This is a genomic window from Actinoplanes sp. L3-i22 (assembly GCF_019704555.1).
Taxonomy (GTDB): Bacteria; Actinomycetota; Actinomycetes; order Mycobacteriales; family Micromonosporaceae; genus Actinoplanes.
Genome location: NZ_AP024745.1, coordinates 11,608,468 through 11,632,188, shown reverse-complemented (window position 1 = coordinate 11,632,188; position 23,721 = coordinate 11,608,468). Strand labels below are relative to the sequence as shown.

Below are 23,721 nucleotides of genomic sequence, written 5' to 3'. Positions count from 1 at the left end.
AAATCGATTATCTCGCTGCCCGGTTGGTCGACGGCAAGCTCACCGGAACTCCGGTGGAGGACGCCGTCGACCTCGGGCGGATCGAGAAGGCGGTCCGGGAGATCCTCATCGCGATCGGTGAGGACCCGGACCGGGACGGCCTGCAGCGGACCCCCGCTCGGGTCGCCCGCGCCTATGCGGAGCTCTTCGCCGGCCTGCGGGTCGAGCCGGCCGACGTGCTGACCACCACCTTCGAGGCGGACCACGAGGAACTCGTCCTGGTCCGCGACATCGAGGTGCAGAGCATGTGCGAGCACCACCTGCTGCCGTTCAAGGGCGTCGCGAGCATCGGCTACATCCCGGGCACCGATGGGCGGATCACCGGGCTGTCGAAGCTGGCCCGCCTGGTCGAGGTCTACGCCCGCCGGCCCCAGGTGCAGGAACGCCTCACGTCGCAGATAGCCGATCTCCTGATGGCGAAGCTGGGCGCGCGCGGGGCGATCGTGGTCCTCGAGTGCGAGCACCTTTGCATGGAGATGCGCGGGATCCGCAAGGTCGGCGCGCGGACGGTGACGTCGGCGGTCCGGGGTGCGTTCCAGACCGACGGCAAGGTCCGGGCCGAGGCGATGGCGTTGATAAACGCCCGCTGAGCTCTTTTGTCACAGCCATGAGCACCAGCCGACCCGGTCGGCGGGTGCTCATGCTCGTTTCGGGCCACGGTCCCGCGCGGTGCTCGCGGCTCTGACCGGTTCGCGTGGTGCTCGCGGCTCTGACCGGTTCGCGTGGTGCTCGCGGCTCTGGCCGGTTCGCGGGGTGCGGTCGTGGCTGGTGCTCAGGGCTGCTTTGCGTGCCGGGAACAGCCGTGAGCGCCAGCCGGGGGCGTGACACGCGGCTGGACCTCGTGTGGCCGCCGCGTCGCGTGGGTTCTTTTGAACCGTGCCCACCCTCGGACGTCGCCCTGTAGGGCTTTGCGTTCTGGGCGCCCCGCGCCCTGCAAAGACCGGAAGGGTCCCCGCGGGAGCGACGATCTGTACCCCGGCGGACCGAGGCAAGAAAGACCTTGAAGTTGATCTTGATCTATCTCGGACGCACTAGATCATGCTGCGGTACTGGTTGGCGGAGTCCATCGCGGCGCGGGTCAGCTGGGTCGCCTCGTCGAGACGGGTGCGGGCCTGCTCGAGGTGGGCGATGGCGGCCGCGGCGGCCGGGTGGAACGAGCCGATCGCGGTCAGGCGGAGCATGGCCAGGGACTGGTCGAGCTGATCGGAAACCGTCTGGATGCCGGCGATCGCGCGGTCCGCGCCGTCCACCGAGGCGGCGATGTTGACCTTGATCTCTTCGACGTTCGCCACTGTTCTCGTCCTCTCGTGAGTCAGCTGACCAGCTGTTGCAGGCCGACGCCCATGCAGGTGAGCAGGACCGGGGTCAGGCACGCGACGATGCCCACCACCGGCGTGCGATCCACCTGCGGCCCGCCCTGCTCGCCGTCAGCGCCCCAGACGAAGCCGATGGTGGCCCACCCCAGGCCGAAGGCGAGCAGCGGCATGCTGAGGCCGCACAGCAGCGTGTAGGTGGGCAGCGAGCCGCTCGGCGCCACCAGGTAGAGGATGATCTGGACAAACAGCACCGCGGCCGCGAACGGGCCGTAGACCAGCAGATTCCGCGCCCAGGGGCGGCCGGAGCCGGCCGGAAGCGGACCGATGAAGGCATGATCGGCGGCGTCCGCGGTGAGCCGGGCCTGCCGCAGCGCGGAAAGAACGGCACCCGGACCACCGGTCACCGCCGCGAGAGCGGTTGCCCGCTCGCCCTCCAACGGCATCAGATCCATTTCCGGTACGCCGAAATCGCGCACCAGCCGAGCCCGCTGCGGCGCCAGCCGAGCACGAACCGCGTCGAGCTCCTGCCGCGCGGTCGCGATCGTGGCCGCCTGCTCGCCGGCGACCGTGCTGGCCGCCCGGCGCACCGCGTCCAGATCCCGGGCCGCCGCCAGATAGGCCGCCCACGGACCGTCGGCCGGCGGACCGGCCTGAGCCGGCACCACCCCGCTCTGCGCTGCCTGCTCCTGGTCCGTCATGGGTTGTCGCCCTCCGGCTGCACGAACGGAACCACGGTGGTCGTGCGGTCGGTGTGCCGGTCATGCAGCAGCGCACGGTTCGGCCTCGGCTGCCAGTCGACCGCGCGGCCCAGCATCAGCGTCACATCCGACTGCGGCACATTCAGGAACAGCAGGCCGGCCACGTCCTCCCGGCCCAGGCTGCCGCCGGTCTCCTCGCTGAACCGGCGCACGCCGCGCCACCAGGAGAGCAGATGCGCGCCCCGGCTCGGGCCCTCGCGCAGCAGCTGCCGCAGGCCGGACAGGCTGCCCGGTGGGGCGGCGTCCATCCCGAACACCACCCGGTAGCCCGGCTGGTCGGCGGCGAGCTCGGCGGCCAGGCCGGCGGCGTCCACCACGACCACCTCCTGCCGGTGCGCGATCTCGGCGGCCAGCTCGGCGGCGAGCGCGTCGCCCTCGGCGACCAGGGAGGCGATCACGAACCGGGTGGTCCGCGGGGCGTGACAGGCGGCCACGCTGCGGGCCGCCGCGTCCAGCACCTCGGAACCGGTCACCTGCGAGCCCAGGATCGCCAGGTGCCGGCCCGGCGACGAGTCCAGCGCGAACGCGGCCGTCGACAGGCTCACGTCGATCATCCGGCCGACCAGCGCGGTCGGGCGGCTGGCCCGGCCGGCCAGCGCGGCCCGATAGGTCGGGTCGTCGGCCAGGTGCTGCAGCGCGTACCCCGCGAAGATGCGCGGGGGGATCGACTCCGGATCGCGGGCGCCCCACAGCTTGTGTCGCAGGTCACTCAGCAAATCCTGGTCGGCGTGCGGATCCGGGAACCGAACCACCCGTTCGTGTCCCCGGGTCGCCCCGCGCGGGCCGCCGAGACCGCCGGCCGTGTTCACCACCGCGCTGCCCAGCGGCAGGCCGGCCGCCGAATCGTTGGTCGGCTCCAGCACGTCACCGCCGCCCGGCAACGCGATCCGCACCGGGAACTGGCCGAAGATCGAATCGCGCTTGGCATAGAGCGCCTCGACGCCGAGGACCGTCTGACTTGCCAAAACCAGATGGATTCCGTACGACCGGCCCTTGCGCGCCAGTGACTCGAGCAGACCCACCGCCTCGGCCGCCGTCGGATCGTTGCCGGCCAGCAGCACCTGGAACTCGTCGATGACACACAGGACCCGGGGCAGCGGGCGACCCCGGCCCTCCTCGGCGGCGACCGCGCGCAGATCGGCGAAGCGGGAGACGCCGGCCCGCTTGTACGCCATCGAGCGGCGGGTCATCTCGGCGTCCAGCTCACGGAGGACGGCCAGCCCGTACTCCCGATCGGACTCGACGCCGACCGCCCGCGCGTGCGGCAGCCAGGTGCGGTCCCGCCGGGTCGGCACGAACTCGGCGAACGACACGCCCTCCTTGAAGTCGAGCAGGTAGAAGGCCAGCTCGTCCGGGGAGTAGCGGGCGCCCAGCCCGTACAACACATTGATCAGGAAGGCGGTCTTGCCGGCGCCGGACCGCCCGCCGACCATCCAGTGCGGGGTCAGGTCGTTGAATCGCAGCACCAGCGGCACGTCGCCGTGATGGCCGACCACCGTCTCCACCCCGGCCGACGCGTCCGCTGACCACAGCTCCTCGGCCGGCTCCGGCAACAGGTCGGCCAGGGTCACCCGGGACGCGGCCGCGGAATGCGCCGCCAGCTCCTGACAGACCGCGTCGACCAGGTGCGGCGGCGGCTCCTCGTCCAGGAAGACCGGCGCGTTCAGCCACGGCGCCTCCGGCGTCGACCCGAACGAGCCGCCCGGCGGGTCACCGACGACCGCGAACGGATTACGCACCGAGACGGCGGTGGTGCGCGGCAGCGGGGCCTGCGTGGTCTCCGCGGTCAACGGCGGAGGCGGCCAGCCGGCCACGATCAGGTGCAGCCCCGAATCCGGCCCCTGCTGGGCCAGCGCGGCGATCCGGCGCAACTCCTCGCCCTCGGTCATCTCCGGCAGACTGGCGATGATCACCAGCAGCATCCGGTCCCGCCGGACCTTCTTGCTGCCCGTCCGGACCGGGCGCAGCCACTTCTCCGCCTCGGACAGCACGTCCCGAAGCCCCTGCCGATCGGTCGCCGGCGGCGACATCAGGCCGGCGTCGGCCAGCTCCTCGAACGGCTCGAAGACCGCGCCGCCACCCACCCCGTCCACCGTGCGAACCAGCAGCGAACCGGCCGGGGCAGCCGCGAGCATGCGCAACAGAAGCGACCTGAGCAGGCCGAACACCCGAGGATCGGTGGCGCTCGCGTCGATCGTCAGATGACCCACCCCGAGCAGCGGGACAATCGCCGGGAACCGGACGTCGTCGAGCGGCTGCGCCACCCCGATCCGGACGAACTGCGGCGTCAGCCCGCCACCCAGCGGAGCCTTCGGCGTGAGCGCGTCGAGCGGCGCCCCGAGCCAGCCCGGCGCGACCATCGCCGCGGCCTGCTGCAGTCGCTGAGCCAGACGATGTTGTTCCCCAGGGTCGGCAGTGCCCGGCGCATATGCCTCCAGGGCAGCGGAGGCCGCATCCGCTGTCGCCACCGCCTGCCGGTGCAAAGCAGCGGCCTGCCGGACCCGCAGAGCCGAATCCGCCACTGCTGTCACCTCCTGTCGCGCGCATAAAACCTATCCCAGACCAGCGAGGGTCCACGCAATGCGGTCCCGGTGCGGGTTCGGGTCCCGGATGTCGGGAGTGTCCTATCAGGAGCTTGTGATCATGGGTACGGGCGCGGGGCGGGTGAGGTTCGGTGCTGTCCCTACCGTGATGGGCGAGCGATGACGAATTAGTGTCGTATGTATGCAGCCGCACGACCCAAAACCCGGACTCGGCCCAGCATCACCGAACGTGCCATCGACCCCCGCGGTGCCGATGGCGGGGATCGACAGGGGTGGCGCGCAGGAGCCTCCCGTCACCGCAAAGTCGCAGCGACGTGTCGGTCGATTTCGAAGTCGGCGAGCGCGGTTGCTACTGGCCTTGGGCGCCGGGGTCGTGGCGCTGCTCTGCCTGGGCGGTGTTGGGGTGATTGTCGCGGTTTACGACAATGCTACCGAAATCAAGCGTACCGACCCGAGTGTCGTCCTAGTAAACTTTCTGGGGGCCTACCTGACAGACCGAGATGACCAGGAGGCTGAGTTGTATACCTGTAAAAAAAATATTGATCTCAGTCGGTTGGGCGCATTTCGTGACGAGGTTCGAAGGACAGAGGGGAAGTTTTCTATCGGTGTGATGGTTAGCTGGAAGAACTTGAATGTTCAAGCTTCTGGCAGTCATGCTTCCGCGTCGGTAGATATTGTTCGTACAATCTCAGGTGGCTCTGAAGAAACATTTGATCCCTGGAAGTTCGAGATGTCTGACGAGGACGGCTGGAGAGTCTGTTCGGCTAGTCCAGCTTCTTAAGTCACTCGATCCAGAGAAGTGTTGCAGGAACTTCCAGCGTTTGCGGAACATTTCCAGTCCAGGACCATCGATACCATTCGAGTTCGACGCAAACTCGTGCGCAGATATCACCGTTCTGGCTGGCGTAGAGCTCCGTCGTCACGCGTAGATCTCGCTGCTCGCCTCCATCGTCGAGCAACCTTATTGAGCGTCGACCCGTTATCGGCCCCGCCTGGTCTGACTGTGTCGGTGGCCGCCGAGGTGGATAATCAAGAGATACGCCCCTGGGGTGCAATTGCCCAGCACGGTTTTGTGTGCTAACCACCCCTAATTCCTCTACCCACACCCGATCAACTGGGACGAGAACGGCAAATACTTCGGTCTGTTCTGCCTCTGCTCGGTACCATTCTGCCTCTGGCATTACCGGAATGTATGTCCTGCTTCCCTGGATAACTTTTTCGTCTGCGCGAAGGTCTCCACGCCAGCCGAGTCCGGGAAGTCCGATCAATACACGACGGCCACGTAATGTATCGGTCATAGTGGCAGGAGTCGGAGCGATCGGGCGTGGCGGATCAAGCTCCCAGCGATCATTTTTCGAGAATGGGTCTGAAAAAGATTCGTCCATTATCCTGCGTTGCCTAGCGGTGCGCCTTGCTTCTGCATGAACGGTACGGGATTAGTTGCGCCCGCGCTTGATCGATCATTATTGTAGTGAACCTCGAAGTGGAGATGGGGACCGGACGAGTTGCCGCTGGTTCCGACTCGGCCAAGTACTTGGCCTGCGGTCACCTTCTGATTCACCTTTACGAAGGGGTGCTGCACCATATGGCAGTAACGGGTCATGACATTTCCGGCGTGCTGGATCTCGACCATCCAGCCGCATCCGCCCTTGCCCGGGTACCCGTCGACGTCGCACGTCTTCCGTCCCTTGAAATCCTCATCGCACTTCACTACCGACACGATGCCACTCGCGGCCGCCACGATCGGTGTGTAACGCGATGCGATCAGGTCGACGCCCTGATGATTGGGTCGTTCCGGGCTCCGGAAGCCGGAACCCACCTCCGCCTTCACCGGGATGGTCCAACCGGATGCGGCGACCTGTCCGGCCGAGGCGCATGACATGGAAAGCGAGTTCCCCACGGCATTCGCCGCGCCATGCGCCAGCATGTTCACCATCTGGGTGGCTGCGGATTCGTGCTTGGCGTACGCATCCGGGTACGCACTGATCTGCACGGCCTGCGCTGCCCGGGTCAGCGACATGCTCTGCCAACCCTTGATTGTCTTGAGCTTCTCGTAGAACTTCGTGGCGGCGTACTCCGGATTCTGGACCTCCTGTGGTGTCCCCCACCCGGAACTCGGCCGTTGCTGGAACAGACCGAGGGAATCGTGGTCGTTACGAGAACCTAGGTTGCCTAGGTTGGACAGCCGGGACTCCTGCATCGCGGTGGCCACGGCGATTACCCAGGCACGAGGGGGCAACTTTAGTTTTGAGCCGACGTTGATGATGACGGCGGCGTTGCGGACTTGTTGGGCGCCGTATTCCCGGGCCTTTGGCAGTTTCGCATTCGCATCGATCGGCCCGCCCTGGCCGCAGTCGAACGCCGCAGAGTTTAGGTTGCTCTGGCTGTTATCGTCGGCGAGTTCACCGAAGAGAAGTATCGCGACACTTCCGCCGCAGCACATTAGGGCGAGTGTTGCAACCAGTGCGACTAGCAGCACGGCCTTGCGAGGGCGCCGGAAAGTCATGCACCCTCCCAGTCGATGCCGTCGACCAGCCAGTGACCTTCGGGCGCGACCAGCCGGAGGCTGAGCTGACCGGAGTTCATCGTGACGATTGCGTTGACCTGGGTTTCGTTGACCACCTCAAGAGTGGGACGCCCGAGCACCTGATCGGCGGGGACTCCGGCCGGGTCCACTCCGCGAAGTTGGTCGGCAAGGTCGGATGTGGCGTTTGGCAGCAGCCGGTCCAGCCACTTCTTCGAGGTGACGTTGGTGTGGCTCACCCAAGCAGAGGCGAAGGCGTAGGCCACCTGCTCCGGCTGGGCCCGCCCCGGACTGGTCTTCGGTTTGGGCGGGGCTTGCGAGGAGACGATGCTGTCGTCCTCAGAGGGGTCGATGCTGATCGCGGGAGCAGGAGAGCCCAATCCGACCGCGGGTGAACTGGACTTTCCATCCGACAAAAGCCGGCCGACGCCGACGATGGCCAGCACGATTGCAACCAAGACCAGTGCGACGCCCCACCGCGTACGGAAGAGGGCATTGAGTGCGCGCGCGACTATCCCCGACATGCGATCACCGTGCCTCGGAACGCACCCGCGGGGTGACTGGCTCCTGGGCTGTGGAGCCCGTGGCCGGTCGGTAGATCGTGTACGACGCCGGCTGCTCGACTACGTCCGGTTCGGTCCATTCGGTACGCCGGGTCCTGGGCCGAGTCTGAGCAGGACGTCCGCTGCTGGTCCTGTCACTTGTTGATTCCGCGACCGGTCTTTCGTTGCGGACCGTTTCCTTGCCGTCCGGTCGCGTTGGCACCGGCAGCTTCGAGTCGTCTGCCGCAGTGGTGTGGGTCGGCTCGCGGCGGGTTGAAGCTGAGTGCGACGGATCTTCCAACCGAGACTCGGGACGCATGTTCCGCGGTTCGACGAAGACCGTCCGGCTATCCTTGCCGAACGTCGGCTCCCGGGTGCCACCGCCCTCCGCGATGTCGAACTTCGCCGCCTCCCGCATGTCACGGAAGAACCGACGGTGCCACGATCCTCCGGATGCGATGGCAGCGGCGCCGTCCTTACCGCCGAGTTGAGTAATGCGCCGGTATGGACGAAGCAGAAGCCACCCGACCACGCCGCACAGCCAAACCAGGACCACCTGGAGCCATCCTGGGAGTGTCGCCGTGTTCATAATCAAATCGACGGCGAAGAGGTAAATCGCAGAACCGGTGCCGAAAATGGCGATGTTGAAGAGGGCTGCTATGACAGCGTTTCCGAGACGTCGAATCCCGGCACTCGCGGGACGGAGGAGACCGACTGTTCCCAGAATGGGAACCGCGATGACGGCCCATCTAAAGATTAGGAATCCGAGAAGTACGAGGATTGAGGCTGTGAGGTCGAACATGGCAAACATGAGTGCGGCGAGTGCGGCGATGAATCCGGACCCGATACGCTCCATGCCGTTGGTGCCCGTCAGGTATTGATATGCTTCCGGGTCCTCAGTGTTGATTTGCGCGGCAAGCGCCTTCCACTGATTTTGTTTGCGTTCGATCATGGCATCTCGAAGAGCGGGATTCTTCCGAATTTCTTCGGCCTCGTCCCATCGCAAGGAGCGCGCATCATAAAGTGCGAAGCCGTATTTTTGGGCGGTCTCGCTATCCGCCGACCCTAGAATACCGCGCAGCCAGTTTCGATAAAGCATAGTCTCTGTTGCCGTATCGCTTGCGCGGACTGCAGGAGGTCGCTTATCGGTGCATGCATCGGCCTTGCCGAGCTTGCAGTCCGTTCCAGGGCCTGCGCTTTGGGGCTGAGGGCCGATTGCATCATGGATTACGCTGAGTGATGTAACAAGGCTCTGGTCGGCAATGTTGGCTGAGCGGACGGGCCATGCCGCGATTGCAGTAACGCCGACCATGACCAAAATCGCCCACCCGGCCGTTGTGGTGGCTGCGCCCATATCTGCCTGCCGGGAGCGCCAAAGCAGATACAGACCGACTACTGCGAGAGTGATTACACCGAATACGGTAAATACCTTCTCGTAGACCGCCTTTGTTGCCTGTTCGACAAGGGTGTCGGCCCACCCCCAAAGCGACTGCGGATCCCAGGCGCGTTCACGGAGAGCATTCGAGGCCCCAATGGTTGCGGTCGCGACCATAAACTCACCGTTTGCGATGGTTGTTTCGACTCGCGAATCGGCTTCGGTGACCGCAGCAGCGCATCCGCCGTTCTGATCGTAGCTTGGCAAGCTGTATCCGGCATATCCGTACAGGGTGTACATGCCTTTGGGGCCGGGTTCGCTAGATGCTGCCGGCCTTTCCGCAAACCAGCCCGCAAGGCCGGAATCCGGGGTACTGGGGATGGGCGCGTTTTCACATTTCGCCTTGTCGCCGACCGTCTCGATGAGCCGATTGACGCACTGGCTGAGATTCGTTTTCCATTCTTCGACGCTGCAGGCGCCTCCTGGTGCTTTGGCTGGGGCTGCGTAGGCGCCGGCTGGCGCTGCCACCGCCCAGGCGATTGATGCGACCACCATCACGACCAGAGCCGAAAACAGCGCCACCCCCCGCCGCACCATCTCAAACCTCCAGGTCGGACGGAAGCGGCACCACCGCAGGCGCCGGTGTTCCAGGCGTCGTGTCCAGATGTTCCAGCAGCCCTTCGACGTACGAAACGTCGACGCGAACCTTCTGAACCCGCCCGTCCACATCCCGCATCACGAACTCCCGGAAGCCGAGCCGATGCTGCGACGACGTATCCACCTGGGAGAGCGAGGCAAGTGTCGCCTCATACCCGTCATGGACCGGCACCCGCAGGAGGCGCAAGGCTTCGGAGGCGATCTCTTGATCTTCGGCGATCCGGCCGACGAAGACGGTCGAGACGAGGTTCTGTACGTCCAGGCCGAGGATGTCGCGCGGGTTCTGCGACGCGACCAGCGCGGCCAGGTTCCACTTCCGGGAGTCGCGGGCGAGCCGGACCAGGAACGAGCGGCCGGAGCGCCAGCCTTCCATGAAGTGGGCTTCGTCGAGGCCGACCATCTTGCGGCTGGACATCGAGCCGCCGTAGCAGCGCCGGACCGCCAAGCGGTGCGCGGTGTGCAGCATCGGCAGGGCGAGGGATTCCTCGGCCGACCAGTACTCCCGCTCGATCTTGAGGTCGGGGAGTCGCAGGCCGGCCATGGTGATCACGGTGAGCGCGGCGTCGGCACCGAGCAGGTGTTGTGGCGGCCGGCCGAAGAAGAGCAGCGCGAGCGGCATCTCCGCGGTGTCCAGGAGCAGGTTGGCCAGTTCGCGGCCCTCGTCGTCGTCCAGGTTCCGCAGGGTGGTGACGACGTCGTCGAGGGTGGACGTCTCCTCGGCCGGGACCTGTCGCACGGCGTGCCGCAGGAGGGTCGCGGTGGACGCCTCCTTGGCCACCTGCGGGGGCACCAGCATCGAGCAGATGTCCTGGACCAGCATGCGGCGCTCGGCGCGGGCGTTGGAGACCGCGATCTCGAACTCCCGGTCGCCGCTCGGGCCGGTGGAGAACTCGGATCGGACCGGGGTCGGGATCAGCGCGTAGGGAGCGAGGGTGCCCTGCTCGGAGCCGGTGAGATTCAGGACGCGACTGTACGGCCGCAGCTCCGGCATCTGGCACAACCGGGCGAGCGGCCCGGACGGGTCGAGCAGGGTGACCTGCACGCCGCGCCGGGCGTTGAGGTACCCGAGCGCACCCATCAGGGTCGACTTGCCACCGCCCGGCTCGGCCACGAAGACGCCGAGCCCGGAGCGTTCGCGCACCTCCATCGGGAAGTGCAGGTCGAGGAAGACCGGCCGGCGGCAGGTGCCGGAGGTCCGCCCGATCAGGTCCCCGCGCTTGTCCCCGACCGTGGAGGCGGCCTGGGGGAGGGCCGCGGCCAGCAGCTTGACCGGCATCCGCCGGACGTACCCGGTGTTGGCGATCGGCTCGCCCGGGATGAACTCGCGGGCCAGTTGGTCCTGGTTCTTCGGGTGTTGCAGGGAGATCCGCAGTTCACGGGAGTAGAGCTGGATCAGCCGGCGGGCCCGTTCCAGGCATTCCTCGCGGTTGGCGCCGCTGACCGCGATCCGGTGCCAGCCGTGTGCCCGGGCCGAGTCGGTGGGCAGGCCGGTGGTCATCTCGTCGCCGATCACCAGCGCGCGCTTGGCCAGGCGTTCCAGCTCCGGCGGGGCGTCGATGCCGTGCTCGGCGTAGTCGAGCTGCTGGGAGCGGATCATCCGGAGCCGGTGCTCGAGGTTCTTGAACGAGCTGTTCGACCCGAGGATGTCGAGGCGGGAGGAGAGCTCCATCGGCCACGGCAGCCGCTCGTGGAAGTGCAGCCACGGCTCGTGCTTCTCGGGGATCTCCAGCGGCTCCATCCGGCCGACGGAGAGGACCGCGACGTGGCGTTCCTCGCCGGTCATCCGGTTGACCAGCTTGACCGTGGAGCCGTACGGCGTCCGGTACCGCTCCACCTGCTCGGTCAGCGCGAGCAGGTCACCGGTCTCCCAGTGCCCGTTGGAGACCGGGGAGAGCAGCCCAGGCGGCGACATGCCGAGCGCCACCGAGCGGAACAGCAGCCATTCCAGCTCCTGCGGGGTGACCCGCCGGCCGCGCATGCCGAACGCGTTGAGCACCTCGTCGAACTGCTCGACGGTCCGGCCCAGCTTGCGGCGCTCGTTCTCCGAGGTGCCCTTGCCGAAGGCGCGCAGGATCCGCTCGGAGAACGTGTCGCCGAGCGAGCGCCGGGCGAATGTGACGCCGAGGAACGTCTGCCCTTCGGCGTGGTTCACCGAGAGCAGGTGCCGCTGCGCCGCGACCAGGTGGTCCGACCAGGAGGTCGCGCCCTGCACGTCGGGCAGTGGTTTGGTGGTGAACGAGTCGACCGCGCGGGCCCACTCGTCGGCCGGGAACGGCCGGGTGGTGCGCCGCAGGTGCAGGCGGAACCCGGCGAGGCCGGCGTACTGCTCGGAGATCGCGCTGAGCAGTGCCTCCCGTTCCGCGTCGGGGCGGAACGCCCAGCGCACCTCGGGCAGCGAATACCACGCCGTCACGGTGCTCTGGGTGAACGTCAGGTGCCCGGCGATCTCGCTGATCGCCAGCTCGATCGCCGGGTCGCGGTCGCTGAACTTGAGTTTCTGGGGGCGCAGCGGCGCCGCCTTCTTCTCCTTGCGGCTGACCGGCTTGGGCTCGCGGCGCGCCGGGGCCTTCTCCTTGCGCCGGGACGGGGCCTTCTCCGGCATCGGCACCGGGAGCGGCGCCGGGGCGGCCGGTAGGCGGGGCGCGGACGCGCTGCTCAGCGGCGCGACGTGCGGCGGCGCGACCGCGGGCTGCGGCGGCCACTCGTCGAACTCGGCCCACTCGTCCACATCATCCGGGACCTGCCCGGGGCCGGCGCCGGGCTCGGCAGGGGAGGGGGCGGGCTCGGCGTAGAAGTCGGGCTCCGGCCCGGCCGGAGCCCGTGTGAAGGACGCACCCTGCGCCCCGTTGGTGGCGGGCGCCGGACCGGCCGGCAACGGCGCTGGACCGGCCCCGTTCGACCGACGTCCGTTGGCCGGCGGCGGCGCCGGCAACTGGGCCGGCGGATGCGGCAACTGGGCCGGTGGGGGCGGCAGCTGAGCCGGCGGCGGCGGAACCGGCGCGGCCCCGCCGAAGAGGTCGAGGAAGGGCGAGTCGATGTCCATGGTGGTGTCGAGCGGGACCGCCGCCGAACGGACCGCGTTGGGCGCCTGGAACACGCCCACGCCGCCGTGCCCGGGCGCGGCGACAAGCTCTTCGACCTCTTCCAGAGAATCAGCCGCCGAGTAGTCCCCCGGCCGGCGGGAGGCGGGCTGACGGGAGCCGGGCTGGCCGGCAGCCGGCTGGCGCGAGGGGGGATTCGCGGTCATGCGCGAACACCGCCGAGGATGGCAGAACCGGTCATACCAACTCCTCCCGAACCCGGATACGAGTGGCGACAAGTCTGGGGTCGCGGCGTTCCGCGGCGGGCTCGCGGGTGCGGCGCCAGTCGGTCAGCGCGGTACGGATGACGACCCGGGCCGGCCGATCGGGATCGACGTGCCGGAACACGTACGACGTCGTGACCATGGCCAGGGCGATCTCCCAGGCCGGGAAGATGTCGAAGCTGAACGTGATCAGGTAGTGCAGGACCATGAAGAGTGGCACCAGCACGACGAACATGCCGTACTGCGCGTACGGCAGGTGGATCGGCAGCGTGTAACCGGGCGGGCCCAGATAGAGCAGGCGGGCCCGGTAGATGTCGTCGTCGGTCCTGAGCCGCATCTCAGTTGAAGATCAACTTAATTAGGGCGTCACCGACGAAGAACAGTGTCGCCGCGCCGGCGATGAAGGCCAGGCCCACGATCGCGATCGCGGAGCTGGTCAGCACCTTCGAGACCTCACCGCGGCTGGCGCGGCCGATGAAGATCACGCCGAGCACCGCGAGCAGGATCGGCGCGATGTTCTTCGCGAAGAAAGTGACGATTCCCGACGTGTTGATGCCGGTTGGCTCAGCAGCGGCGGCGAGCACACCGCTCTGGAGCGCCGTCGCGACATGACCGGCGAGCTCGGTGGCAATCATCGGTAAACCTCCCCGTGTCCGGTATGGGGGTTACGGACACGCTGCAGTGGTAAAGCCGTACGGCACTGCCCATATCGTGCTGCCTGTAGCTCACCACGTCGAGTGAGCCGTTCGGGCACTGCCATGCTTGTCTCTGCTCTCTTCGGTCACTTCATGATGCCCAGTTCCGAAGAGTACGGCTCGTACTTGCGAGCAACAAGCGTCCGTTTCGTTACCCAAGGTGAAGGAATGGATGAATGAGAGTCACCGAGGCATCGTACACCTGTTCGAAAGACCCTGGCCCCGTACGCTCGGCACGTGCTCACTCCGCCGACAGAACCCCAGGTCACCGCGGTTGAACTGCTGCATCGGGATCACCCGGTCGTGATGGGCGTCCTGAACGTCACGCCGGACTCGTTCTCCGACGGCGGCCGCTGGTCAGGGCTCGACGCCGCCGTCGAACATGGCATTTCTCTGTTTGCTCAGGGCGCGGACATCATCGATGTCGGGGGCGAGTCGACCCGTCCCGGCGCGGAGCGTGTCGACGCCGCCACCGAGGCGTCCCGGGTGGTGCCGGTGATCGAACGGCTCGCCGCCCGGGGGGTGCCGCTGAGCATCGACACGACTCGAGCCGCGGTCGCCGCGGCCGCGCTCGAGGCGGGCGCCTCGGTGATCAACGACGTCTCCGGCGGGCTGGCCGATCCGGGCATGGCCGCGGTCGCCGCCGCGGCCGGCTGCCCCTGGATCCTGATGCACTGGCGCGGGCACTCCCGCGACATGCAGCGGCTGGCCACCTATCAGGACGTGGTCACCGAGGTCCGGGACGAGCTGCGGGCCCGGGCGGACGCCGCGATCGGGGCCGGCGTCGACCCCGGCCGGATCATCCTCGACCCCGGCCTCGGCTTCGCGAAGACCGCCGAGCACAACTGGGCCCTCAGCGCGCACCTCGACGTCCTGATCGGCCTCGGCTTCCCGGTCCTCTTCGCGGCCAGCCGCAAGACCTACCTGGGCCGGCTGCTGGCCGCCGCGGACGGCACGCCACGCCCGGTCGACGGCCGCGAGGCGGCCACCCTCGCCACCTCGCTGCTGGCCTTCGCCGCCGGCGCCTGGGGGGTCCGGGTCCACGAGGTCCGCGAGACCGTCGATGCCCGGGCCGTCTGGCGCGCCACCGGCTCGCCGCGACTTTCCAAGATCTAAAGAATTATTCGGTACGGCGTGAGCACCCGCCCGCCGACCACGAGCGAGACAGGGGAACCGTGGTGACCGGACAGATCACGCTGACGGGGCTGCGCGCCCACGGCCGGCACGGGGTCTACGACTTCGAGCGCGAGCAGGGCCAGGACTTCGTCGTCGACGTCCGGCTGGACCTGGACCTGAGCCGGGCCGCCGAGACCGACGACGTGGCCGACACCGTGCACTACGGCGAGCTGGCGACGGCCCTGGTCGGGGTGCTCACCGGCGAGCCGGTGAACCTGCTGGAGCGGCTCGCCGACCGGCTGCTCGACGTCTGCCTGGCCGACCCGCGGGTGTCCGCCGCCGAGGTCACCGTGCACAAGCCGCAGGCCCCGATCCCGCACGAGTTCGCCGACGTGGCCGTCACCCTGCGCCGGAGCGCGACGGCATGAGCGAGGCGGTGCTCTCGCTCGGGAGCAACCTGGGCGACCGGCTGGCGCATCTGCGGGCCGCGGTCGCCCTGCTCGGCGCCGGCGTCCGGGAGGTCTCCGGGGTCTACGAGACGCCGCCGTGGGGCGATCCGGACCAACCGCCGTACCTCAATGCCGTGGTCTTTGTCCGGGACCCGGCCGCGACCTCGCACGATTGGCTGGACCGGGCCCGGGCCTGTGAGGCGGCCGAAGGCCGCGAGCGGGATCCGGCGCGCCGGTTCGGGCCGCGCACCCTCGACGTCGACGTGATCACCGTGTGGGACGCCGACGGCCGTCCGGTGATCAGCGACGACCCCGAGCTGACGCTGCCCCATCCGCGCGCCCACCTGCGCGCCTTCGTGCTGCGGCCGTGGCTCGACCTGCACCCCGGCGAGGGCCTGCCGGGGCACCCGCCGCTGGCCGATCTGCTCGCCGCGCCGGAACTCGCCACGGACGTCGCCGGAGTGACGGCGCGTCCGGATCTGAAGCTAGAGTCGACGGCGTGAGCACCAACCCCGACGGCTCCCCGAACGAGCGCCGGACCGACCCGTCACTGCAACCGACGAGCATCTCGGCACTGGTGCTGGCAGCGCTCGTCGGCGCGGCCGTGGGCTGGCTGCTGCTCGGCTACAACCAGCTGTTCTACAAGGTCACCCCGCTGCCCTGGACGGCGGCGATCGTGCTGTTCGCGCTCGCCGTGGCCGAGGGCTATCTGGCACAGAACACCAGCGCCCGGATCCAGCGCCGGCCCGGCGCGCCGCGCGTCGAGCCGCTGGTGGTGGCCCGCTACGTCGCGCTCGCCAAGGCGTCCTCGCTGGTCGGCTCGCTGACCGCGGGCTTCTCGGCGGGCATCCTGATCTGGCTCGTGATGGAGCCGACCGACTCGGCCCGGACGGATCTTCCGACGGTCGCGACCACGCTGGTCGCGGCGGTCGCGCTGATCGGCACGGCGCTCTGGCTGGAGCGCGCCTGCCGGGTGCCGGACGACCCCGATCGGGAGGGCGACGGCACCGGTCGGCAGACCGGCAGACGTTGACACTTGTCACAGCGTTGCATGCTCTGAACTGAGGCCGCTTCGTATCCGTATCCTGTGCGGCGGGCGACCCGTCCCGGAGTAGCGTGCGCCTCGAACCGCTGGTTGGGGGCGTAAGGAGGCGCGGACCATGGCGTACGACGAGGCGACGTTCCGTCGGCCCGGCGAGAGCACCGCCGACACCGACCCGGCTGCGTACCGGCGTCGGGTCCAGCTCGACGACACCGGAGGCAACACCCTCGACCAGTCGTTGCGCGCCCCGGTGACCGCGGGCCCGGCGGAGGATGACGGCCGGGACCGGCTCGGCGTCCACCTGGGCTGGGAGGTCGTCCTCCTGGTCGCGGCCGGCGTGCTCGGCTTCCTGCTCTGGCGGGAGAGCTCGGCCGCCCTGCAGCGCCCGGCGCTGGACGCGCTGCTCGTCACCGGCGCCGCGATCGGCCTGATCACGCTCGGCGCGGGGCTGTCCCTGCGGGCCGGCGTGCCGAACCTGGCGATCGGCCCGATCGTGCTGGCCGCCCAGTTCCAGTTCGCCGAGAACGGGGACAAGGGCATCCTGCAGGCCCTGGTCCCGGCCCTGATCATCGCGGCCGGTGGCGGTCTGATCGTCGCCGTGCTGATCCTGGTGCTGCACGTGCCCGGCTGGGCGGCCACCCTGGCCGCCGCGCTCGGCGTGATCACTTTCGACCAGCTCCGGGTGAACGCGGTCGTGGTGCAGGGCGACTGGGAGCCCACCAGCCGCGCGTTCCTGCTCTTCGGCGGGTTCGCGTTGCTGGCGATCGTGGGCGCGATGCTGGGCGCGATCGGCCCGGTGCGCCGCTTCTTCGGCCGGATGCGGACCTCCGGCGACCCGGCCGGGCGCCGCGGCCTCACGGTCGTGCTGCCGGTCCTGGTGGCCCTGATCGGCTCGTCGGTCTTCGCGGCCGGCGCCGGCGTGATCCTGGCCGCCCAGTCCACCGACCCGGTCCGGCCCGGCACCGGCCTGGAGTGGACCGGCATCGGCCTGGGCCTGGCGCTGCTCGGCGGGACGAGCGCCTACGGCCGCCGCGGCGGGATCTTCGGCACGCTCTTCGCGGTCATCGGGCTGACCCTGTTCCTCGACTACCAGGACCGCCGGGACCTGCAGATCTCGCTCTTCGCGATCGCCGGCGCGGTCTTCGCCGCGGGCCTGATCGCCACCCGGATCGTCGAGTCCTACGGTCGCCTGGCCACCGCCGCGACCACCCAGGACTGGAACGCCGCGCCCTCCGGCGGGCTGGACACCAGCTGGTCGCCGACCATGCCGGAAACCTGGAACACCCCGGCCCAGCCGGCCCGCAGCGACCGGTGGGACGACGGCCCGTGGGGCGCCACCCGCTGAACGTATGCTTTCCGGCATGACCTTGCCCGGCTTCGCCGAACTGGACGCCCTGCCCACCGAAGAGCTGCGGGAACGCGCCTTCACCAAGGCTCGGGAGAAGCACGACGTCCGCTTCTTCTGGTCGGTGCTCAAGCACCTGCCGGACGCGGACGAGGCCGCCGCCCTGGACGGCGCGCCGAACTCGATCGGCCCGACCGTCGAGGAGGCCGTCGCGCTCTTCCGTGAGTTCGAAGGCCGGAACCTCGGCGAGCAGGAGCCGCTGTTGCGTGCCGCGTTCATCGATTATCTGTCGAGGTAGTGACAGTCGTCGTTTGAGGCCGTGGCCCGCCAGGGAATTAGGGGCCATGGCTCTCGAAAGCAGGTACAAGACCGCAACCGGGGCGGGCACGCTCGCTGCGTTCCTGCTCGTGCTCATCTTCGGCAGTCCCTGGTACGGGGACTGGGTCAACGAGGCAGTCGACGAGAAGACCGGTCTCGGCTGGTGGCTCCATCTACTGCACTGGCCGGCGTGGACGGTCGACAGTTCCAACTCGATGCGCGGCGTGATCGTCGGCGACCTGCGGGCGATCCTGGTCGTCGTACTCACGCTGGTGTTCCTGGTGTTGCTCCCGGGCACGCAGTTGGCCCGGGCCCGCGGCACGGTGGCGCAGCTGCTGGCCGGCTGGGCCGCGTACATCTTCGCGGGCGCGTTCGCCGCGCTCCTGTCCACGCTCTTCTACACCGACCCCTCGCTGCTCGGCATCTTCGGGGCGAGCAGCGGCGGCGCCGCGTACGGCATGTTCGTCGGCTGGATCATCGGCATCGCCACCCTCGGCGGCCGCCGGGGCACCGGCGACTAGGCGGCCGTCCCCGCGGGCGTCTCGAACACGGCCGTCCGGGTCACCTGGCCGATCGGACGGCCGGCCTCGGTCACCACGACCGTGGTGGCGTTCTCGGTGAGCATCATCGCGAGCGCGTCGTGCAGCGTCGCCGACGCGTCCACGGTGGGCAGGTCGCCGGTCGGGCCCTCGACGGCGGTCATCACGTCCCGGACCGGGGTCACGGCCAGCCGCCGGATGCCACGGTCGGTCCCCACGAAGTCCCGCACCTCGGTGGACGCCGGTCGGCTCAGCAGCTCGGCCGGCGTCGCGTACTGCAGCAGGCGGCCGCCCTCGGCCAGCACCGCGATCCGGTCGCCCATCCGGACCGCCTCGTCGATGTCGTGGGTGACCAGCACGATCGTCTTGCGCACGGCGGCCTGCAGGCGCAGGAACTCCTCCTGCAGCCGGGCCCGCACGATCGGGTCGACCGCCGAGAACGGCTCGTCCATCAGCAGCACCAGCGGATCCGCGGCGAGCGCCCGGGCCACCCCGACCCGCTGACGCTGACCGCCGGAGAGCTCGTGCGGGAAGCGCTTGCCGTACCGCGCCGGGTCCAGCCCGACCAGCTCCAGCAGCTCGTCGGCGCGCGAGTTGACCCGCTTGCGGTCCCAGCCGAGCAGCCGGGCGACCGTACCGACGTTGGCCCGCACGTTCTGGTGCGGGAAGAGCCCGACGTTCTGGATCACGTAGCCGATCTGCCGGCGCAACTGCACCGGGTCCTGCTTCAGGACGTCGCGGCCGTCGATCGTGATCGTCCCGCGGGTCGGTTCGATCAGCCGGTTGATCATCCGCAGGATGGTCGACTTGCCGGAGCCGGAGGCGCCGATCAGCACGGCCAGCTCGCCGGCGCCCACCTCGAGGCTGAACTTGTCGACCGCGACGGTGCCGTCCGGATAGACCTTGCCGACGTCCGCCAGGGTGATCGATGCCGCGGTAGCGTCCACGTATGTCTCTCCTGTCCTGGGGACCGGCATCGCTGACGCCGGTGGCCGCACCCGCGGATGACGGCCCGGGGAATCCGTGGTTCTCCTGGCGGTACGTCCACGAGAACGCCGACACCATCGGCACCGCCCTGCGCTTCCACGCCGGGCTGACCGCGCAGACCGTGCTCCTCGCACTGGTCGTCGCCGTGCCGCTGGCGGTCGTCGCCTACTGGATCAAACCGCTGACCGCGCCGATTCTCGCACTCTCCGGCATCCTGTACACGATCCCTTCGCTGGCGCTGCTCTCGCTGCTGGCCCCACTCGTCGGCACCACGAGCACCACCTCGGTCCTGATCGCCCTGGTGATGTACGCGCTGCTGGTCCTGGTCCGCAACTCGCTGGCCGGGCTCACCCAGGTTCCGCCCGAGGTCATCGACGCCGCCACCGGCATGGGGTACGGCCGGTTCGGCCGGCTGCTCCGCGTCGAGCTGCCCCTCGCGCTGCCCGGCATCCTGACCGGCCTGCGCCTGGCCACCGTCTCGACTGTGGCTCTCGTCACGGTCGGCTCGCTGATCGGGCAGGGCGGCCTCGGCGACCTGATCCTGGGCGGCTTCCGGAACAACTTCTACAAGGCCGAGATCCTCACCGGGACGCTGCTCTGCGTGGGGCTGGCCCTGGTGCTCGACCTGATCCTGGCCGGGCTGGGCCGCGCACTCACCCCGTGGACCCGGGGGAGGACCGCGTGAGCTACTTCAACGAGGGCATCACCTGGCTGAACGACCCGCTGAACTGGACCAATCCCGACGGGTTGCTCAACCGGCTGACCGAGCACCTGGTGATCAGCTTCTGGGCGGTGCTGCTCGGCTGCGTGGTCGGCTGGCCGATCGGCATCTGGCTCGGCCACCGCGGCCGGGGCGGTGCCACCGCCGTCACGATCGCCAACCTCACCCTGGCCATTCCCACGCTGGCGCTGCTCACCATCCTGCCGCTGACCCCGCTCGGGTTCGGCAAGCCGCCGGTGGTGGTCGCCCTCGCGGTCTTCGCGGTGCCGCCGCTGCTGGCCAACGCGGTCACCGGGCTGCGCTCGATCGACCCGGAGACCCGGGAGGCGGCCCGCGGGATGGGCCTCTCCGGCGGGCAGCTGCTGCGCCAGGTGGAGCTGCCGCTGGCGGTGCCGTACCTGGCGGCCGGCCTGCGTACCGCGTCGGTCCAGGTGGTCGCGACCGCGGCGCTGGCCGCGCTGGTCAACGGCGGTGGGCTGGGGCAGATCATCAGCGCCGGCTTCGGCATCGGGATGAGCAACGGCGGCGGTGGCCAGATCGTCGCCGGCGGCCTCGCTGTGGCGCTGCTCGCACTGCTGGTGGAGGGCCTCCTGGCGATCTTCCAGCGCCTGGTCACACCCCCTGCGCTGCGGGTTCGGAAGCGGCGCCGGTCGGCTGTGACGGTGAGCACGCCATAACGCTCCGGCATCAATGGCCGATCTTGTCGTACCCACCGGGTACGAAGGACGTGAGCAATACGCGGGCACCGCACCTCGGCCGCCCGCCGGACACGCGGCATCGCCACCGGGGCGGCGCCGGGACACAGAAGGCGGCAAGCAATGCGTCACAACCTATTCCGTACGGCCGGTGTTCTCGCCGCGACCGTGGTCGTCCTGGCCGGCTGTGGCAAGGCCGGCTCCTCCGGCACCGAAGCGCCCCCGTCGGCCGCGGCCGGTGCGGGCGCCGGCTGTGCCCCGGTCGCGGGGGACAAGCTGGTCGTCCTCACCGACGACAAGAAGCTGCAGAACACCGACAACGTCATCCCGGCCATCAACAAGAAGGCGTCCAGCCCCGAGCTGATCGCCGCGCTGGACAAGGTGTCCGCGGCGCTCGACACGCCCAAGCTGGTCGAGCTGAACAAGGCGGTCGACATCGACCGCAAGTCCTCCAAGGCCGCCGCGCAGGACTTCGCCACGGCGAACAACCTGACCGCCGGCCTGACCAAGGGCAAGGGCGGCAGCGTCACCGTCGGCGCCGCCAACTTCAGTGAGAACGCCACGCTCGGCGAGCTCTACGGCATCGTCCTGACCGCGGCCGGCTACACCGTCAAGGTGCAGCAGATCGGCAACCGCGAGCTCTACGAGCCGGCCCTGGAGAAGGGCGACATCACGGTGGTCCCGGAGTACGCGGCGACCCTCGCCACGTTCCTCTCCGGCAAGGTCGACAAGAACGCGGCGGACCCGTCCTCGTCCGACCTCACCACCACGGTGACGAATCTGACGGCGCTCGGCGACAAGCGCGGCCTGGTCTTCGGCCAGCCCAGCCAGGCGCAGGACCAGAACGCGTTCGCGGTCACCACCGCCTTCGCCGAGAAGAACCAGCTGACCACGCTCTCCGACCTGGCGTCGAAGTGCTCCGGCGCGGCGACCGTGCTCGGCGGCCCGGCCGAGTGCCCGCAGCGGCCCAAGTGCCAGCAGGGCCTGGTTTCGGTCTACAACTTCCAGGCCGGCAAGTTCGACACCCTGGACGCGGGCGGCCCGCTCACCAAGAACGGTCTGAAGCAGGGCACCATCTCGGTCGGCCTGGTCTTCAGCTCGGACGGCGCACTGGCCGCGGGCTGACGCGTCAGTCAGAAAGGCTGACGGGTCGGTCAGAAAAGATGTACCGAACGCCGGGTTGGTGTGTGCCACCCGGCGTTCGGCCGTTTCGTCCTGGGCGCACTCTCGGTAACATCAGCGCCCATGCCGGAACGCGACTCCCAAGCGGGACACAGCGCACGCCTGCTCCGTGGTCTTCTATGGGCGGGGGTGATTCTCGCCCCGCTGGCCGCGGCCCTCGTGCTGATCGGCGGCAGCCCGGGCACCGTGCGGTTCGGGGTGCTCCTGGTCGCCGTCAGTGTCGTGCTGGTCGGCGCGTCCGTGCTGATCCGCAGCGATCCGGTGCTGCTCCGGATGGATGTCGAGGACCGCGTCGCGGAGGAGATCGACCGCCTCCGCCGGGAGCTGACCGCGGAGATCAAGGCGCAGGCCGCGGCCGGGCCGGATCCGAACCGCCCGCCGCTGAACCCGCGCAAGCCCCCGGTCGCCGCCGCGGCCCCCAATGGTTACGGTCCGCAGTCGAACCGGGGCGCTGAGTTCGGCTTCCCGCCGGACGACTCCGCGAACGGGTTCTTCGGCGACCAGCCGCACCACGATCAGGGCGGCTACGAGAACCAGCAGCCCGCGTTCGAGGACCAGCCGAACTTCAACGGCCAGCCGGTGATGACCGGCCAGCCCAAGTTCATCGGCCAGCCGGGGACGAACGGCCAGCCCGGCTACAACGGGCGGCCCGGTCCCGCGTTCGAGGAGCCGACCACCTACGGCCCGGGTCCGAACGGCTACGACGCCGACCCGGGCTACGCCCCCGGCCAGCAGGACGAGTACTACGACGAGTACGTCCCCGAGCCGCCCCGCCCCAACGGCGGCCGCGCGGTGGTCGGCGGCAGCGCCCGCCCGATGTCACCGGGCGGCCCGGCCGGTCGCGCGTCCGCCGCGGTCCCCACCGGTTCCGCGTCCGTCGGCGCCGCGGTCGTCCCGCCGCCCGCGAACGGCCCGATGCCGGCCATGAACGGCCAGGTGCCGTCCCCGGCCGGGCCCATGCCACGCCAGCGCGGCGCCGCCTCGGTGCCCCCGCCGGCGTCCGGCGCGGCCCGCGCCCCGGTCGGGCCGCCCGGCCCGGGCGGCCCGATGCCGGCCGGGCCCGGCCCGGGTGTCTACGGTGCCGGCGGCCAGGCGGCGGTGCCCGGTCAGCGCGCGTCCGCCGCGGTCCGGCCCGGAGCCACCTACGGTCGCCCGGACGTCCCCAACGGCGACTTCGGCGCCGCGAACGGCTACAGCGCCCCGGGCGACGACTACGAGGCCGCCTACGGCGGTCCCGCGGCTCCGGGCTATGGCCAGGAGCAGGGTTACGGTCCCGACAACGGCTACGGCCCGGAGAGCGGGTTCCAGCCGGACGACGGGTACGGCCCGAACGGTGGCTACGTCCCGGACAACGGCTTCGACCCGGCGGACGGCTACGGCCCCGACGACGGCAGCGGCGGCTTCGGCCCGGGCGGTCCGGGCCAGGGTGGCCCGGGCGATCCGGCCCAGGGCGACGCCCGGTACAAGGCCCGCCGCCACCGCCCGTCGGCCAACGACACCAACGTCGGCTCCCTGGCCGACTTCGCCAACATGCCCGGCTACCGCGACGACCCCCAGGCCGGCTGGTAGGACGA

At 69.4% G+C, this 23,721-nt stretch carries 23 protein-coding genes; 12 read left to right on the top strand and 11 right to left on the bottom strand.

Annotated elements, in window-relative coordinates; genetic code table 11:
• Positions 1-2 precede the first annotated feature (2 nt).
• Entirely contained in the window at positions 3-629 is a 627-nt protein-coding gene (gene folE, locus L3i22_RS51645) for a GTP cyclohydrolase I FolE (RefSeq protein WP_370644588.1), read from the top strand.
• A 441-nt stretch (positions 630-1,070) separates the two neighbouring features.
• On the opposite strand, the gene L3i22_RS51640 is transcribed toward folE, so the two are convergent.
• The 10 genes from L3i22_RS51640 to L3i22_RS51600 form a co-directional block, all read right to left on the bottom strand.
• On the bottom strand, positions 1,071-1,331 hold the full coding sequence (locus L3i22_RS51640) for a hypothetical protein (protein WP_221324686.1): 261 nt from the start codon (positions 1,329-1,331) through the stop codon (positions 1,071-1,073).
• Between the two features lie 20 nt (positions 1,332-1,351).
• The gene (locus L3i22_RS51635) at positions 1,352-2,053 is read right to left on the bottom strand and encodes a hypothetical protein (protein ID WP_221324685.1); all 702 of its coding nucleotides are present in this window, start codon (positions 2,051-2,053) and stop codon (positions 1,352-1,354) included.
• The gene (locus L3i22_RS51630; RefSeq protein WP_221324684.1) at positions 2,050-4,644 is read right to left on the bottom strand and encodes an FtsK/SpoIIIE domain-containing protein; all 2,595 of its coding nucleotides are present in this window, start codon (positions 4,642-4,644) and stop codon (positions 2,050-2,052) included. The genes L3i22_RS51635 and L3i22_RS51630 overlap by 4 nt, the downstream gene beginning before the upstream one ends.
• A gap of 794 nt (positions 4,645-5,438) precedes the next feature.
• The gene (locus L3i22_RS54230) at positions 5,439-6,041 is read right to left on the bottom strand and encodes a hypothetical protein (protein ID WP_255657776.1); all 603 of its coding nucleotides are present in this window, start codon (positions 6,039-6,041) and stop codon (positions 5,439-5,441) included.
• Entirely contained in the window at positions 6,041-7,162 is a 1,122-nt protein-coding gene (locus tag L3i22_RS51625) for a M23 family metallopeptidase (protein WP_221324683.1), read from the bottom strand. The genes L3i22_RS54230 and L3i22_RS51625 overlap by 1 nt, the downstream gene beginning before the upstream one ends.
• Complete coding sequence (locus L3i22_RS51620; RefSeq protein WP_221324682.1) at positions 7,159-7,704, bottom strand: hypothetical protein; 546 nt, start codon at positions 7,702-7,704, stop codon at positions 7,159-7,161. Before L3i22_RS51620 ends, L3i22_RS51625 begins: the two co-directional genes overlap by 4 nt.
• A gap of 4 nt (positions 7,705-7,708) precedes the next feature.
• Entirely contained in the window at positions 7,709-9,694 is a 1,986-nt protein-coding gene (locus L3i22_RS51615) for an MFS transporter (RefSeq protein ID WP_221324681.1), read from the bottom strand.
• A gap of 1 nt (position 9,695) precedes the next feature.
• Complete coding sequence (locus L3i22_RS51610) at positions 9,696-13,001, bottom strand: ATP-binding protein (protein WP_221324680.1); 3,306 nt, start codon at positions 12,999-13,001, stop codon at positions 9,696-9,698.
• Positions 13,002-13,032: 31 nt separating this feature from the next.
• The gene (locus L3i22_RS51605; RefSeq protein WP_221324679.1) at positions 13,033-13,395 is read right to left on the bottom strand and encodes a hypothetical protein; all 363 of its coding nucleotides are present in this window, start codon (positions 13,393-13,395) and stop codon (positions 13,033-13,035) included.
• Position 13,396: 1 nt separating this feature from the next.
• A complete protein-coding gene (locus L3i22_RS51600; protein WP_221324678.1) occupies positions 13,397-13,693 on the bottom strand; it encodes a hypothetical protein in 297 nt (98 codons plus the stop codon).
• A gap of 366 nt (positions 13,694-14,059) precedes the next feature.
• On the opposite strand from L3i22_RS51600, the gene folP reads away from it, so the two are divergent.
• The 7 genes from folP (at position 14,060) to L3i22_RS51565 (ending at position 18,544) form a co-directional block, all read left to right on the top strand.
• A complete protein-coding gene (gene folP / locus L3i22_RS51595; RefSeq protein WP_221330577.1) occupies positions 14,060-14,869 on the top strand; it encodes a dihydropteroate synthase in 810 nt (269 codons plus the stop codon).
• A gap of 62 nt (positions 14,870-14,931) precedes the next feature.
• Complete coding sequence (folB, locus tag L3i22_RS51590) at positions 14,932-15,297, top strand: dihydroneopterin aldolase (RefSeq protein WP_221324677.1); 366 nt, start codon at positions 14,932-14,934, stop codon at positions 15,295-15,297.
• Positions 15,294-15,821: a 2-amino-4-hydroxy-6-hydroxymethyldihydropteridine diphosphokinase gene (gene folK, locus L3i22_RS51585; protein WP_221324676.1), complete on the top strand. Its 528-nt coding sequence runs from the start codon at positions 15,294-15,296 to the stop codon at positions 15,819-15,821. Before folB ends, folK begins: the two co-directional genes overlap by 4 nt.
• Positions 15,818-16,351 carry a DUF3180 domain-containing protein gene (locus L3i22_RS51580; RefSeq protein ID WP_255657775.1) on the top strand — a complete coding sequence of 178 codons (534 nt, stop codon included), beginning with the start codon at positions 15,818-15,820 and terminating at the stop codon, positions 16,349-16,351. Before folK ends, L3i22_RS51580 begins: the two co-directional genes overlap by 4 nt.
• A 127-nt stretch (positions 16,352-16,478) precedes the next feature.
• Entirely contained in the window at positions 16,479-17,705 is a 1,227-nt protein-coding gene (locus tag L3i22_RS51575) for an ABC transporter permease (RefSeq protein WP_221324675.1), read from the top strand.
• 16 nt (positions 17,706-17,721) lie between these two features.
• A complete protein-coding gene (locus L3i22_RS51570; RefSeq protein ID WP_370644327.1) occupies positions 17,722-18,003 on the top strand; it encodes a hypothetical protein in 282 nt (93 codons plus the stop codon).
• Positions 18,004-18,049: 46 nt separating this feature from the next.
• Positions 18,050-18,544: a hypothetical protein gene (locus tag L3i22_RS51565; protein ID WP_221324673.1), complete on the top strand. Its 495-nt coding sequence runs from the start codon at positions 18,050-18,052 to the stop codon at positions 18,542-18,544.
• On the opposite strand, the gene L3i22_RS51560 is transcribed toward L3i22_RS51565, so the two are convergent.
• Positions 18,541-19,539 (bottom strand): ABC transporter ATP-binding protein, encoded by a 999-nt coding sequence (locus L3i22_RS51560; protein WP_221324672.1) that lies wholly within the window; start codon positions 19,537-19,539, stop codon positions 18,541-18,543. The genes L3i22_RS51565 and L3i22_RS51560 overlap by 4 nt on opposite strands.
• On the opposite strand from L3i22_RS51560, the gene L3i22_RS51555 reads away from it, so the two are divergent.
• The 4 genes from L3i22_RS51555 (at position 19,512) to L3i22_RS51540 (ending at position 23,716) form a co-directional block, all read left to right on the top strand.
• Entirely contained in the window at positions 19,512-20,234 is a 723-nt protein-coding gene (locus L3i22_RS51555) for an ABC transporter permease (RefSeq protein ID WP_221324671.1), read from the top strand. The genes L3i22_RS51560 and L3i22_RS51555 overlap by 28 nt on opposite strands.
• Positions 20,231-20,947 (top strand): ABC transporter permease, encoded by a 717-nt coding sequence (locus L3i22_RS51550; protein WP_221324670.1) that lies wholly within the window; start codon positions 20,231-20,233, stop codon positions 20,945-20,947. Before L3i22_RS51555 ends, L3i22_RS51550 begins: the two co-directional genes overlap by 4 nt.
• 141 nt (positions 20,948-21,088) lie before the next feature.
• Positions 21,089-22,090, top strand: a complete 1,002-nt coding sequence (locus tag L3i22_RS51545) for a glycine betaine ABC transporter substrate-binding protein (RefSeq protein WP_221324669.1) — start codon at positions 21,089-21,091, stop codon at positions 22,088-22,090.
• A 186-nt stretch (positions 22,091-22,276) separates the two neighbouring features.
• Positions 22,277-23,716 (top strand): hypothetical protein, encoded by a 1,440-nt coding sequence (locus L3i22_RS51540; protein WP_221324668.1) that lies wholly within the window; start codon positions 22,277-22,279, stop codon positions 23,714-23,716.
• Positions 23,717-23,721 lie beyond the last annotated feature (5 nt).

Bases quoted from the DNA above. Each gene is read 5' to 3' on its own strand.
- folK (WP_221324676.1), top strand. From the start codon at position 15,294: ATGAGCGAGGCGGTGCTCTCGCTCGGGAGCAACCTGGGCGACCGGCTG.
- L3i22_RS51635 (WP_221324685.1), bottom strand. From the start codon at position 2,053: ATGACGGACCAGGAGCAGGCAGCGCAGAGCGGGGTGGTGCCGGCTCAG.
- L3i22_RS51545 (WP_221324669.1), top strand. From the start codon at position 21,089: ATGCGTCACAACCTATTCCGTACGGCCGGTGTTCTCGCCGCGACCGTG.
- L3i22_RS51565 (WP_221324673.1), top strand. From the start codon at position 18,050: ATGGCTCTCGAAAGCAGGTACAAGACCGCAACCGGGGCGGGCACGCTC.
- L3i22_RS51600 (WP_221324678.1), bottom strand. From the start codon at position 13,693: ATGATTGCCACCGAGCTCGCCGGTCATGTCGCGACGGCGCTCCAGAGC.
- L3i22_RS51560 (WP_221324672.1), bottom strand. From the start codon at position 19,539: ATGCCGGTCCCCAGGACAGGAGAGACATACGTGGACGCTACCGCGGCA.
- L3i22_RS51605 (WP_221324679.1), bottom strand. From the start codon at position 13,395: ATGCGGCTCAGGACCGACGACGACATCTACCGGGCCCGCCTGCTCTAT.
- folP (WP_221330577.1), top strand. From the start codon at position 14,060: ATGGGCGTCCTGAACGTCACGCCGGACTCGTTCTCCGACGGCGGCCGC.
- L3i22_RS51620 (WP_221324682.1), bottom strand. From the start codon at position 7,704: ATGTCGGGGATAGTCGCGCGCGCACTCAATGCCCTCTTCCGTACGCGG.
- L3i22_RS51570 (WP_370644327.1), top strand. From the start codon at position 17,722: ATGACCTTGCCCGGCTTCGCCGAACTGGACGCCCTGCCCACCGAAGAG.
- L3i22_RS51615 (WP_221324681.1), bottom strand. From the start codon at position 9,694: ATGGTGCGGCGGGGGGTGGCGCTGTTTTCGGCTCTGGTCGTGATGGTG.
- L3i22_RS51610 (WP_221324680.1), bottom strand. From the start codon at position 13,001: ATGACCGCGAATCCCCCCTCGCGCCAGCCGGCTGCCGGCCAGCCCGGC.
- L3i22_RS51575 (WP_221324675.1), top strand. From the start codon at position 16,479: ATGGCGTACGACGAGGCGACGTTCCGTCGGCCCGGCGAGAGCACCGCC.
- L3i22_RS54230 (WP_255657776.1), bottom strand. From the start codon at position 6,041: ATGGACGAATCTTTTTCAGACCCATTCTCGAAAAATGATCGCTGGGAG.
- L3i22_RS51625 (WP_221324683.1), bottom strand. From the start codon at position 7,162: ATGACTTTCCGGCGCCCTCGCAAGGCCGTGCTGCTAGTCGCACTGGTT.
- L3i22_RS51555 (WP_221324671.1), top strand. From the start codon at position 19,512: ATGTCTCTCCTGTCCTGGGGACCGGCATCGCTGACGCCGGTGGCCGCA.